This is a genomic window from Nocardioides abyssi (assembly GCF_030412915.1).
Taxonomy (GTDB): domain Bacteria; phylum Actinomycetota; class Actinomycetes; order Propionibacteriales; family Nocardioidaceae; genus Nocardioides; species Nocardioides abyssi.
In genome coordinates this window covers 65,983-78,331 of the sequence record NZ_JAUHJR010000012.1, presented here as the reverse complement: position 1 = coordinate 78,331, position 12,349 = coordinate 65,983, and the positions used below count along the sequence as shown (strand labels likewise).

Sequence of the window (12,349 nt, the reverse complement as noted above, 5' to 3'; positions counted from 1 at the left end):
CCGCTACCGCTGCAACCGCGGCACGAACCTCTCCTGCCGCGGCACGTCGCTCGACCAGGGCAAGAAGTTCAAGGTCAAGCTCAAGGCCGTCAAGCGCTGAGCGGTCCCGTCCGCCGGCCGGTGTTGCGGCCGGCGGGCGGGTGGGTCAGGGGCGGCGGGCGCCGAGCAGCGTGCCGCCGAGGAGCCCGTCGAGGGTGTCGGTGAGGCCGTCGGTGGTGCCCTGGACGGCGCCGGTGACGGGCGCGAGCGCTCCGCCGGTCAGCCCGTCGACGGCACCCACGGCGCCGGACACGACGGGGTCGACCAGCGTGGAGACCGGTCCCGGGCGCGCGGGCTCGCCCGGTCCGTCCGGGCCGGGGTCGGGGGCGGTCGGGCCGGGGTCGCCCGGACCGGGATCGGCCGGGTCGGGACCGGCCGGGCCGGGGTCGCCGGGGCCGGAGGGGGTCCCGGGCGATCCGCCCGGCGGCGTACCGCCAGGGATCGTGCCCGGAGCCGGGGTCGCGCCGCCAAGGACGGACGCACCGCCGGCAGGACCGGCGCCGTCGCCGGCGGACGCCGGCGCGGAGACGCGGACGAGCACGGCCGCCTCGGCGACCTGCTGCGCGGCCGGGGCGCTCGGCGGCTGGGCGACGGGCAGCCCGGGGATGTCGGTGTCGGTGACGTAGAGCGTGGTCACGGTCATGAGCACGAACGCCGCGGCGCCGACGCCGAGGGCGCCGTACCCGATCCGCAGGTCGCGCTGCGGCTTGCTCAACGGTGCGCTGAAGCCCACCGGCCCTCCCAAGTGTCGTGCTGCCTGGCCCCCATGCCCGAAGCCGACAACGACCGAGCCCTACCACGGTAACGGCCCCGGCGGCTGTGGCGCAGCGGTATGGACCGGTGCGCCGAGGGCTACTCGGCGGGCATGACGACAGCACCCGACGCCCCGTCCGACGCCGGCCACGGCGGAGACCTCACGACCGTCCTGCGCGACCACCCCGGCGAGCACGACGTGGACCTGCCGGCCCTGGCGACCGCGGTCGAGCTGCTCGGCGAGTGCGTGGCCGCGTGCCGGGCGTGCGCGGACGCCTGCCTGGACGAGGAGATGGTCGCCGACCTCGTCGCCTGCATCCGCACCGACCTGACCTGCGCCGACGTGTGCGCGACGACCGCTGCCGTGCTGGTGCGCCGGCCGACCGACCCGGGCCTGGTGCGCTCATTGGTCGAGGCGTGCATCGCGGCGTGCGGGGCGTGCGCGACCGAGTGCGAGCGGCACGCCGGCATGCACGAGCACTGCCGGGCCTGCGCCGAGGTGTGCCGCAGGTGCGAGCGCGCCTGCCGCGACCTGCTCGCCGCGCTCGCATGACACGGCCGGCCGGACCCCCTGACGGGGTCCGGCCGGCCGGGTGTCGTGCGGAGGGGTCGAGCCCTCAGACCTGGGTCTCGCCGGCGGAGCGGCGGGCGCGCTCCTCGTACGCCGCACGGGCGGCCGGGTCGGCCTGCGCCAGCACCGAGTCGGCCTGGGTCAGCCGGGCCATCGCGTCCTGCACCTTGCGCGGCAGCAGGGAGGTCACCTTCACCAGCCCCTGCGACCAGCGCGGCACCCACATCTCGGCCTTCGGCGAGCGGACCGCCTGCTCGATGACCTTCGCGACGTCGTCGGCCGTGACCGGCTTGACGCCCTTCGCGGCCGGCACGCCGGCGGCGAGCTCGGTCTGCACGACGGTCGGCAGCACGACGGTCACGTCGATGCCGTGGGGGCGCAGCTCGGAGCGGATGGCCTCGCTGAAGCCGACGGCGGCGAACTTCGACGCGGAGTACGTCGCGCCGTCGGCCACCGCGAGCCGGCCCACCGCCGAGGCGACGTTGACGATGTGGCCGCGGCCGCGCTCGACCATCCCGGGGGCGACGGCCTTGGTGCCGAAGATGACCCCGTGCAGGTTGACGTCGACGATCGCCTTCGCGACGCCGTCCGGCTCCTTGAGCACCGAGCCCAGCGGCATGATGCCGGCGTTGTTGACGAGGACGTCGAAGGGGCCGAGCGGGGCGACCTCGTCGAGGAACGTGCGCCACGACTCGGGGTCGGTGACGTCGAGGGCGGCGGCCTTCACACGGTCGCCGTAGGGCGCGGCGACCAGCTCGGCCAGGTCGACGTCGCGGTCGCCGATGGCGACGGTGGCGCCCTGGCGGGCGAAGCGCTCGACCGTCGCCTTGCCGATGCCGCGGGCACCGCCGGTGACGATGACGGACAGGCCGGAGATCTCACGGGTCATGGAGCGTTCCTCTCGATTCTGACAGGGGATCCTGTCAGTCTGGACAGTGACAGCGGTCCTGTCAACGGCCTGGAGTGACGACGGGCACTACGGTGAGCCGCGGCGTACCCCTCCCCCACCCGCGGAAGCGAGCCCATGACCAGCAGCGACACCGTCCCGGCGACCACGCTCGACGAGCTCGTCGACCTGCTGACCCTCGCGCCGGCCGGGCCGGACGTCTGGACCGCCCGGCACTCGCGGCTGGCCGTGGCCACGCGCCACGTGTTCGGTGGGCTGGTCCTGGCCCAGGCGACGGTCGCCGCCGCCGGGACCGTCGTCGAGAGTCGGGCCATGCACTCGCTGCACGCCTACTTCCTGCGCGCGGGCGACCCCGACGTCCCGCTCACCCTGCGGGTCGAGCGCACGCGGAACGGCCGGGCCTTCAGCCACCGACGGGTCGTCGCCGAGCAGGCGGGCCGCGTGGTGATGGAGCTGACCTGCTCCTTCACGAGCCCCACCCCCGGCATCGCGCACGCCACGCCCGCGCCGGCCGCCCCGCCGCCTGGGTCGCTGCGCCCCGACTGGGAGGTGCTGGCCCCGCTGCCGGGGACGGTCGGGCCGGGCACGGTCCCGAGCGCCTTCGACCAGCGCAGCGTCGGCACCCCCTCGCGGGTGGCGCGCGACCGCGGCGAGGTCGCCGACCGGTCGCTGCTGTGGTTCCGCGCCGACGCCGCGCGGCCGCTGCCCGACGACCCGGTGCTGCACCGCGCGCTGCTGACCTACGCGACCGACCTGATGGTCCTCGACGCGACCACCCGGCCGCACGCGCTCTCGATGCTCGCCGGCGACCTGGTGCCGACCACGCTCGACCACGCCGTGTGGTTCCACGCCCCGCTGCGCGCCGACGAGTGGTGGCTGCACGAGGTCGACTCTCCCTGGGCCGGCGACGGCCGGGCGATGGCCCGCGGCCGGATCTGGGACACCTCCGGGCGCCTCGTCGCCGAGGTCGCCCAGGAGGGCCTGCTGCGCGAACCCTGACCTGTCGGGCCGCCGCGTGGCTCTGCAGCGGGTCCGGGCGGCTCGGGGCGAGTTACTTCGCGGCCATCTCTCCCGCTCCGCGGCCGATGCAGTGGCCGCGAAGCGTGAGGATCCCAAGTTAACCTGGGATGCACACCCCCCAGGGGTACCCGACGACCGCCGACGAGCGGATCACCTACCCCCGGACGAGCGCACGCACCGCCTTGCGGTCGGTCTTGCCGACGCTGGTGAGGGGGACGGCGTCGACGACGACGACCTCGCGGGGGTACTTGTACGCCGCGAGGCGCCCCTTGGCGTACGTCACGAGGTCCTCGCCGGACAGGGTCGAGCCGGGCTGGACGGACACCACGGCGACGACCTCCTCGCCGCTGGCCGGGTCCGGCCGGCCCACGCACGCGGCCGAGGTGACCTCGGGGTGGGTGAGCAGCGCGTCCTCGACGTCGCGCGGGAAGACGTTGAAGCCGCCGCGGATGATGAGGTCCTTGACCCGGTCGACGACGTAGAGGTAGCCGTCGTCGTCGAGGTGGCCGATGTCGCCGGTGTGCAGCCAGCCGTCGACGACGGTCTGCGCGGTGAGCTCCGGCTCGTTCCAGTAGCCGAGCATGACCCCGGGGCCGCGCACGCAGATCTCGCCGTCCTCGCCGACCGGCACCGGCTGCCCGGTCGGGTCGAGGATCGCGACCTCGGCGTGCGGCAGCGGCCGGCCGACGCTGCCGGGCCGGCGGGCGTCCATCGTGGAGGCGGAGATCACCGCGCTGGACTCGGTGCAGCCGTAGCCCTCGAGGATGACCACGCCGAGCCGGCCCTCGACCTCCTCGCGCAGGGCGGCGGGCAGCGGGGCGCCACCGGAGCCGAACGACTGTAGGCAGGACAGGTCGTAGTCGTCCAGCGGCTCGGCCAGCAGCATGGTCAGCATCGACGGCACGACCGGGCTCGACTCGAGCCGGTGCTCCTGGACCAGCTCCAGCCAGCCCTTCGCGTCGAACCAGCGCTGGAGCACCGAGACCCCCCGCCGGTCGGCGTGCATCCCGCCGACCACGACGATCAGCCCGTAGGCGTGCGAGAGCGGCAGCGGGAGCAGCGAGCGGGTGGAGTCCATCGTGCGGGCGACCGCGTCGATGCCGGCGCCGCTCTCCCACAGGCCGCGGTGGCTGAGCATGACGCCCTTGGCCCGGCCGGTGGTGCCACCGGTGTAGAGCAGGGCGGCGAGGTCGTCGTCGGCCCGCGGCTCGATGGGGAGCGGGTCGGCCGTCTCCAGCTCGGCGTACGGACGGGTGCCGGGCGTCGGCTCGTCCTCCTCCCCCACGACCAGCACCTCGAGGTCGAGCCCCTCGGCGGCCGACTGCAGCAGCGGCAGCAGCTCGGGGGTGACCACGACCGCGCGGGCGCCGGAGTCGGTGAGGATGTGGCGCAGTTCGGGCGGGCTCTGCAGGAACAGCACCGGCGTCACGACGGCGCCGGCCCGCCAGACGGCGCGGTAGGTGACGAAGACCTCCGGGGTGTTCATCATCAGCACCACGACGCGGTCGCCGACCTCGACGCCGATCCGCCGCAGCCCGCCGGCCACGCGGGCGGCGCGCTCGTGGATGCTGCCCGAGGTGTGCCACTGCCCCTCGAAGCACAGCGCCTCGTAGTCGCCGTGCCGCTCGAAGGCGCGCTCGGCCAGGACGGCGAGGTTGTGCTCCCCCGGCTGGGTGGTCGCGCCCGTGGCCTGCGGGTCGAGCGTCGGCGCGCTCATCGGGCGGCCACCGCGGCCTCGGCCCGGGCGCCCGCCTCGGGGCTCGGCCCGCCGGTGGCGAGCGCCGCGGCGATCGCCAGCCGCGCGACCTCGTCGTACGCCGCCACGTCGTCGCCGAGCAGGAACCGGTCGACCTTGGCGCGGCGCCAGTACAGGTGCGCGTCGTGCTCCCACGTGAAGCCGATGCCGCCGTGGACCTGGATGAGCGTCTCCGCGGCGGTGGTGAGCGTCGTGGCGGCGGCGGCCTTCGCGGCGGCCGCGGCCATCGGGAGCTCGTCGACGGCCTGGTCGGCGGCCCAGGCGGCCCACCAGACCAGCGACCGCAGCTGCTCGACCTGCACGTAGGCGTCGACCAACGCGTGCTTGACGGCCTGGTAGGAGCCGATCGCGCGCCCGAACGCGTGCCGCTCCCGGGCGTAGGCGACGCCGATCTCGACCGCACGGCCGGCGGCGCCGAGGTCCTCGGCGGCCAGCACGACGCGGCCGACCCGCTCGGCGTGCTCCCAGCGGAGCCGGGCGTCGGTGGCGAGCACCTCGACGTCGCCGAGCACGACCTGGCCCAGGCCGCGGGTGGGGTCGATGGGAGCGCGCACGTCGACGGCGCCGGGCCCGCAGACCAGGTCGTCGCCGCGCAGCGCGAGGAAGGTGTCGGCCGAGGCGGCGTCGAGCACCGGCCCGGTGCCGTCGACGACCGCGACCCGCAGGCTGCCGTCGACGAGGCGGGCGAGCCGCTCCTCGTCGTCGGCCAGGAGGACCGCGGCCCGGGCGAAGGTGATCAGCGACGGACCGGCGAGCACCCGCCCGGCCTGCTCGGCGACCACGGCCAGGTCGAGGAGCGACCCGCCCCCGCCGCCGGCGGACTCGGGCACGGTGATGGTGGCGAAGCCGCTGGCGACCAGCGCGTCACGGCCCGGTGCGAGCTCGGCCGCGGCCGGGTCGTCGGCGTCCAGGGCGGTGCGGGCGACGGCCGGCGAGGCCGAGCCGGCCAGGAAGTCGCGGGCAGCCGCGGCGAGGTCGCGCTGCTCGTCGTCGAGGTCGAAGTTCATGTCGTTCTCCTGTCTCAGGCGCCCGCGGCGGCGAGGCTCTCGCGGAAGGTGACGCCCTTGTCGGCGCGGGGCTCCGGCGGCAGGCCCAGGACCCGCTCGCCGATGACGTTGCGGAGCACCTGGTCGGTGCCACCCGCGATGGCCATGCCCGGGAGCACGGCCTGGAGGTCCTGCCAGGTGCTCGAGCCATCGGCCCCGACGGCGTACGCCGCGTCGTCGCCGAGGACGCGCACGGCGAGGTCGGCGAGGTCCCGGGCCGACTTCGTGCCGGCGAGCTTGCCGGCCGAGGCCTCCGGGCCGGGCAGGTCGCCGCGGCTGATCGCGGACAGCTGGCGGTAGCCGGTGTAGCGGGTGCCGAGGCTGTCGACGTACGCCCGACCGAGGTCCTGGCGCACGAGCGCCTGCCGGTCGGCGGGGAGGTCGCCGACGTGGCGGGCGACGTGCTCGGCGATCGCGGCCGAGCCGACGCCGATCTCGGTGCCGCCGCCGCCGAGCGAGAGCCGCTCGCTCATCAGGGTGGTCAGCGCGACCCGCCAGCCGTCGCCGACGTCACCGAGCCGCTCCTCGTCGGGGACGACCACGTCGTCGAAGAAGACCTCGTTGAAGTCCGCACCGCCGCTCATCTGCCGCAGCGGTCGGACGGTGACCCCCGGGGCCTTCATGTCGATGACGAACATCGTGAGCCCGCGGTGCTTGGCGACGTCGGGGTCGGTGCGGGTGAGCACGATGCCGTGGTCGGCGAGGTGGGCCAGCGTCGTCCAGACCTTCTGGCCGCTGATCCGCCAGCTGCCGTCCTCGGTGCGCACCGCCTTGGTCCGTAGGGCGGCGAGGTCGCTGCCGGAGGCCGGCTCGCTGAAGAGCTGGCACCAGACGTCGTCGGCGCGCAGCAGCCGCTGGAGGTAGCGCCGGTGCTGCTCGGGGCTGCCGTGGTGGATGACCGTCGGGCCGCACATGCCGATGCCGATGAGGTTGATCAGCCCCGGCACCTCGGCGCGTGCGAGCTCCTGGTCGACGATCGCCTGCTGCATCGGCGTGCCGCCCTGGCCGCCCGCCTCGACCGGCCAGGTGACCCCGACCAGGCCGCCGTCGTACAGCAGCGCCTGGCGCGCCCGCGCCACCTGGTCGTCGAAGCGCTGCTCGTCGCCGCGGCGGCCGAGCTCCTCACGGTGCTCCTCGATGAACGCGCGCACCTTCGCGCGCCAGGCCGCCTCGTCCGGGGTGTCGTCGAAGTCCACGACGCAGGTCCTCTCGGTTCGCGTGCGACGCGGCGCGTGTGACCCACGCCACGTCCGGGAACCGGACTGTAACTTACCTGCGGACTTGCAGGTAAGTGCTCCAGCGCGCTTTCTCGTGCGTCGCCCGAGCGCTCAGCCGAGGCCGGCGAGCAGCTGGTCGCGCGCCGGCGGCCACGACCGCTGCACCTGCGCCTCGCTGGCCACCGCGCGCAGCATGCGCAGGCCGCGGATCGTCGCGATCGCGGTCACCATCAGCGGCTTGAAGTCCGCGCGGCCGACCAGCTCCGGGGCGACCCGGGCCGCGGCGGTCGCGAGCGTCCGCTGGACGGCCGCGTCGAACTCGACGAGGTGGCGGTGGAGGTCCTCGTCGGTGCGCGCGGCGACGAAGAGCTCCAGCTGCGCGGACGACACCGGCCCGCTGAAGATCTCCCACAGGCGGTCCAGCAGCACGGCGTACTGCCCCGCCGGGCCGGCGGCCACGTCGAGCGGCCGCCCCACGAGGTCGTCGACGAGCCGGTCGGTCAGGTGCGCGAGCGCCTGGACGACCAGGTCGGCCTTGGTCGCGAAGTAGTGCGCCTGCGCCCCCCGCGTCACCCCCGCCCGCTCGCACACCGTCGTCGCGGTGAGCCGGGCGTAGCCGCGGTCCACCAGGACGTCGATCGTCGCGTCCAGGAGCGCTCCCCGGGTGCTCGCGCGGCGCTCGGCCTGGGTGCGCCGCGCCGGGCGCGAGGAGGTGGGCACGGCCGCAACCTACCGGGGGCCCGCTCCCGGCTGGTCGAGCAGCGCGCGCTCCCCGGCAGGTTTCGAGACAGGCGCTGCGCCCCTCCCTCAACCACCCGAGGGCGGCCTGGCTCAGCGGGAGCCGAGCCTGCGCAGCACCTTGAGCTGGGCGTTGCCGAGCCTGACGAACTTCTCCAGCGCCATGCCCGGGGGCGGGCCGACCGGGCCCATCCGGGAGAGGGCGATGGTCTGGGTCTCGGTGAACCGCTGGATGCCCTGGGCGCCGTGGCGGCGCCCGAGGCCGCTGTCGCCCATGCCGCCCATGCCGGCCTCGACGGAGCCCGCGGCGAGGGCGGCGCCGTCGTTGATGTTGACCGAGCCGGCGCGGATACGGCGGGCGAGGGTCTGGGCGGTGCGGGTGTCGCGGCTGAAGATGCTGGCCGAGAGCCCGTAGTCGCCCTGGTTGGCGAGCGCGACCGCCTCGTCGTCGCTCGAGACGCGGTGCAGGGCGACGACGGGACCGAAGGTCTCGCCGAGGCAGAGGTCCATGTCGCCGGTGACGCCCTCGAGCACGGTCGGCTCGTAGACGTAGGGGCCGAGGTCGGGCCGGGCCCGGCCGCCGCAGAGGACGGTGGCGCCCTTGGCGACGGCGTCCTCGACGTGGGCGGTGACCTTCGCGAGCTGGGCGGCGCTGGCCAGCGAGCCGACCTGGATCGAGAAGTCGAAGGACTGGCCGACCGCCAGCGCGCGGGTGGCGGCGACGAGCTTGTCCCGGAAGGCGGCGTACACGCTCTCGTGCACGATGACGCGCTCGATGTGGATGCACATCTGGCCGGTGTTGGTGAAGACCGCGTCGACGGTGCCGGCGGCGGCCTTGTCGAGGTCGGCGTCGGCGCGGACGAGGAGCGGGTTCTTGCCACCGAGCTCCAGCGAGGCGCCGACGAGCCGCCGGGCGGCCGCCTCGCTGACGACGCGGCCGGTGGCGGTGGAGCCGGTGAAGCAGACGTAGTCGGCGGACCCCACCAGCGCGGTGCCGACCTCGGCGCCGGGCCCGGTGACGACGTCCCACACGTGGGCGGGCAGTCCGGCCTCGCCCATGAGGGCGCGGGTCCACAGCATCGTCAACGGCGTCTGCGGGTCCGCCTTGCTGACGACCGAGCAGCCGGCGAGCAGCGCGGGGACGGCGTCGCCGACGCCGAGGTAGAGCGGGTAGTTCCACGGCGAGACGATGCCGACGACCCCGCGCGGCACGCGCACCTCGCGGACCTTGGTGAGCAGCGGCATCGCGCCGCGGACCGGCCGGTCGGCGAGGTACGCCGCGGCGCGACGCGCGTAGTGCCGCGTCAGGTTGGCGACCTGGAGGATCTCCATCCAGGCGTGGTAGCGGGCCTTGCCCATCTCCCACTGGACGAGGTCGATGACCTCGTCCTGCCGCTCGAGCAGCAGGTCGTGGAAGCGCAGCAGCACCTCGGCGCGCGCGGCGACGGTCAGCCCGCCCCACGAGGCCTGCGCGGCCCGGGCCCGCACAACGGTCGCGGCGACGTCGTCGGCGCTGCAGGACGGGACGGGCGCGGTGGGCTGCGCGTCGTACGGCGCGGTCGCGGTCAGCGGCTCCTCGCCGCCGGTGACCGGCGCGGAGACCCAGCGGTTCCAGGACGCCAGCTTGGCGTCGGTGACCCAGGCGGGACGCGCCGAGGTGATGGCGGTGGTGCCGGGCTCGAGCGTGGCGGTCAACGGGTCCTCCGGAGGTCGATGGGCTGGCCGTCCTTCGGGAACGGCAGCGAGTGGTTGTTGATCGGCGCGACGTAGCCGGGGTCGACGCTCCACTCCCACCCGCGCAGCAGGTGGTGGAGGACGGCCTTGACCTCGGCACCGGCGAAGTACATGCCCAGGCACTTGTGGACGCCGCCGCCGAAGGGGTTCCACGCGTAGCGGTGCGACTTGTCCTCGCGACGCTCCGGGGAGAACCGCTCGGGGTCGAAGACGAGCGGGTTGGTCCACAGCTCCTCCATCACCTGCGCGAACTGCGGCGCGACGGTGACGAAGGTGCCCTCGGGGATGCGGACGCCCTGCACGACGGTGTCCTTGACGACCTGGCGCAGGACGACCGGCACCGGTGCGCGCAGGCGCAGGCACTCCTTCATCACCCAGTCCATCGAGCTGAGCCCCTCGAGCTCGGCGAGGCTCGGCCGCGGGCCGAGCGCGAGCGACTCCTCGCGGCAGCGCTGCTGCCACTCGGGGTGCTGCCCGAGCATCTGCAGCATCGTCGAGAGGGTGATGGTGGAGGTGTCGTGGGCCGCCATCATCAGGAAGATCATGTGGTTGACGACGTCGTCGTCGCTGAACCGCTCGCCCTCGTCGCTCTCGATGTGGCACAGCTGGGAGAACAGGTCGTCGGTCTCGACCGCCCGCCGCGAGGGCAGGTAGTGGCGCAGGAAGTCCTCGAGCAGCTCGCGGCCGCGGTGGCCGCGGCCCCAGCGGGTGCCGGGGAGGTCCTTGCGGATCAGCGCGGCCGCCGCCTGGACGCAGTCGATGAACGCCTCGTTGACCCGCTGCATCTGCGCGGGGGTGGTGTCCTCCGCGCCGCCCATGAAGATGTCGGCGGCGACGTCGAGGGTGAGCTGCTTGAGCGAGGGGTAGGCGCGGAAGTCGCGGTCGCGGCCCTTCGCAGCCCAGTCGGCGAGGCCGGCCTCGATCGGCGCGTGCATCCGCGCGGCGTACGCCTCGAGCCGGTCGCGGGTGAAGGCCTGCTGCATGATCCGCCGGTGCATGTGGTGCTCCTCGAAGTCGAGCAGCATCAGGCCCCGGTTGAAGAACGGGCCGACGAGGTAGGTCCAGGCCGGGCCGTTGGCGAAGGCCTTGTCCTTGTTGCGGAACGCCTCCTCGCAGGCGTCCGGACCGAGCAGCATCACCCAGCGCTGGCCGAGCATCGAGATCGGCGCGACCGGGCCGTAGTGGTCCCACTGCCGGCGGAAGAGCGCGAAGGGGTCCTTGGCGTACTCGAACGCGCGGCCGAGCACCGGCTTGCCGCGGTCGTCGGGACGGATCGGCGGCAGCTCGCGGACGGCGGCGTCCGCCTGAGCAGACGGAGTGGCGAGGTCGAGCGACACGGGAGGCCCCCTGGGTCTGGACGGCGTGGGTGGGACGGGCGCTACGGTCGAGCCAGCATCATTCAGACAGGACGCCCTGTCAACCTTCTCCCCGGAGGTCCGGGAGGAGCCTCCAGGGCGCGTGAGAGGGTGACGGACATGGCTGTGCAGTCGGGGACCTACCGCGGGGTGAGTGCCGAGGACCGCGCCGCCGAGCGGCGCGAGCGGCTGCTCGAGGCGACCCTCGCTGTGTGGGCCGACCCCACCGAGGCCCGGCCCACGATGACGCGGATCTGCGCGACCGCCGGGCTGACCGAGCGGTACTTCTACGAGTCCTTCCGCTCCCTCGACGACGCGCTGACCGCGGTCATGGACCGCATCGCGACCGAGATCGAGGAGGTCAGCCTCGCCGCCGGCGACGGCGCCGGGGACGACCCCGCCGCGCGCGCCCGCGCCTCGGTGCTGGCCTTCGTGGAGTACCTCACCGACGACCCCCGCAAGGGTCGCGTCGCGATCATCGAGGCCGGCGCGATGCCCGCCCTGCGCGCCCGCCGGACCCAGCTGCTGCGCCACTTCGCGCACCGCTCGGCCGAGGAGGCGCGCGAGATCTACGGCGTCGGCGGCTGGGGCCCCCGCGAGGGCGAGATCGCCGGCCTGCTGTTCATCGGCGGCATGGCCGAGCTGGTCTCCGCCTGGCTCGACGGCTCGCTCGAGGCCACCCCCGAGGAGCTCGTCGACGCCGCCACCGCGATGTTCCTCGGGCTGCACGCGACCGGCTGAGCCGGGTCGGCGGGGTCGGCGCGCCGGGTTGCGAGGTTCATCGGGGCCCCGCCGGAGCTCACAGTCCCCCGACAAAATTTCATCGGGGCACCGTCAGGTTCATCGGGTCCCCGATGGACCTGACGACCGCCCGCCACAGATCCACCCGCGCGCGCCGCTCAGACGTCGATGCTGACGACCAGGTCGACCACGTCGCCGGTGACGACGCCCTCGGAGCGGCGGGCGGCGAGCTTGAGCGGCACGACGTACGTGCCGTCCCTGGGCCACAGCGCGGTGGTCCAGCGCGCAGCACCCATGTGTACGCCGACGGGCACCATGCCCCAGCCGTAGGTGACCGCGGCTGCGACCTCCCGGACGAGCGCCGCGTCGTCGGCGGGCAGGGCGACGAAGTGGTGCGGGGCGGGGCCGCGCCACTCGAAGACCGGACCGGTGACCTCCAGCTGCACGGGACGCAGACTAGGCCGGTCCGACC

12 protein-coding genes are annotated in these 12,349 nt (G+C 74.6%); 3 read left to right on the top strand and 9 right to left on the bottom strand.

Translation table 11 applies throughout. From position 1 onward, the window contains the following. Nucleotides 1-145: 145 nt before the first annotated feature. Nucleotides 146-754, bottom strand: coding sequence for a hypothetical protein (locus tag QWY29_RS18960; RefSeq protein WP_300962771.1), 609 nt, complete (start codon nt 752-754; stop codon nt 146-148). Between the two features lie 150 nt (nt 755-904). Here QWY29_RS18960 and QWY29_RS18955 point away from each other — a divergent pair, with 150 nt between their 5' ends. Further along, entirely contained in the window at nt 905-1,345 is a 441-nt protein-coding gene (locus tag QWY29_RS18955; protein WP_300962770.1) for a four-helix bundle copper-binding protein, read from the top strand. Between the two features lie 64 nt (nt 1,346-1,409). Here QWY29_RS18955 and QWY29_RS18950 read toward each other — a convergent pair whose 3' ends face one another. Next, on the bottom strand, nt 1,410-2,252 hold the full coding sequence (locus tag QWY29_RS18950) for an SDR family oxidoreductase (protein ID WP_300962769.1): 843 nt from the start codon (nt 2,250-2,252) through the stop codon (nt 1,410-1,412). 135 nt (nt 2,253-2,387) lie between these two features. Here QWY29_RS18950 and QWY29_RS18945 point away from each other — a divergent pair, with 135 nt between their 5' ends. Continuing rightward, nucleotides 2,388-3,269: an acyl-CoA thioesterase gene (locus QWY29_RS18945; RefSeq protein WP_300962768.1), complete on the top strand. Its 882-nt coding sequence runs from the start codon at nt 2,388-2,390 to the stop codon at nt 3,267-3,269. A 175-nt stretch (nt 3,270-3,444) separates the two neighbouring features. On the opposite strand, the gene QWY29_RS18940 is transcribed toward QWY29_RS18945, so the two are convergent. From QWY29_RS18940 to QWY29_RS18915, 6 genes are all read right to left on the bottom strand, one after another. Beyond that, on the bottom strand, nt 3,445-5,007 hold the full coding sequence (locus QWY29_RS18940; protein WP_300962767.1) for a class I adenylate-forming enzyme family protein: 1,563 nt from the start codon (nt 5,005-5,007) through the stop codon (nt 3,445-3,447). Beyond that, nucleotides 5,004-6,053 (bottom strand): acyl-CoA dehydrogenase family protein, encoded by a 1,050-nt coding sequence (locus QWY29_RS18935; protein WP_300962766.1) that lies wholly within the window; start codon nt 6,051-6,053, stop codon nt 5,004-5,006. Before QWY29_RS18935 ends, QWY29_RS18940 begins: the two co-directional genes overlap by 4 nt. Before the next feature lie 14 nt (nt 6,054-6,067). Continuing rightward, nucleotides 6,068-7,288, bottom strand: coding sequence for an acyl-CoA dehydrogenase family protein (locus tag QWY29_RS18930; protein ID WP_300962765.1), 1,221 nt, complete (start codon nt 7,286-7,288; stop codon nt 6,068-6,070). A gap of 132 nt (nt 7,289-7,420) precedes the next feature. Beyond that, nucleotides 7,421-8,029, bottom strand: coding sequence for a TetR/AcrR family transcriptional regulator (locus QWY29_RS18925; protein ID WP_300962764.1), 609 nt, complete (start codon nt 8,027-8,029; stop codon nt 7,421-7,423). A gap of 111 nt (nt 8,030-8,140) precedes the next feature. After that, entirely contained in the window at nt 8,141-9,742 is a 1,602-nt protein-coding gene (locus QWY29_RS18920; protein ID WP_300962763.1) for a succinic semialdehyde dehydrogenase, read from the bottom strand. Continuing rightward, a complete protein-coding gene (locus QWY29_RS18915) occupies nt 9,739-11,118 on the bottom strand; it encodes a cytochrome P450 (RefSeq protein WP_300962762.1) in 1,380 nt (459 codons plus the stop codon). Before QWY29_RS18915 ends, QWY29_RS18920 begins: the two co-directional genes overlap by 4 nt. A 138-nt stretch (nt 11,119-11,256) precedes the next feature. Between QWY29_RS18915 and QWY29_RS18910 the strand changes: the two genes are divergently transcribed. Next, nucleotides 11,257-11,877 (top strand): TetR/AcrR family transcriptional regulator, encoded by a 621-nt coding sequence (locus QWY29_RS18910; RefSeq protein WP_300962761.1) that lies wholly within the window; start codon nt 11,257-11,259, stop codon nt 11,875-11,877. A 158-nt stretch (nt 11,878-12,035) separates the two neighbouring features. On the opposite strand, the gene QWY29_RS18905 is transcribed toward QWY29_RS18910, so the two are convergent. Further along, nucleotides 12,036-12,323, bottom strand: a complete 288-nt coding sequence (locus tag QWY29_RS18905; protein ID WP_300962760.1) for a DUF1905 domain-containing protein — start codon at nt 12,321-12,323, stop codon at nt 12,036-12,038. Between the last annotated feature and the right edge of the window lie 26 nt (nt 12,324-12,349).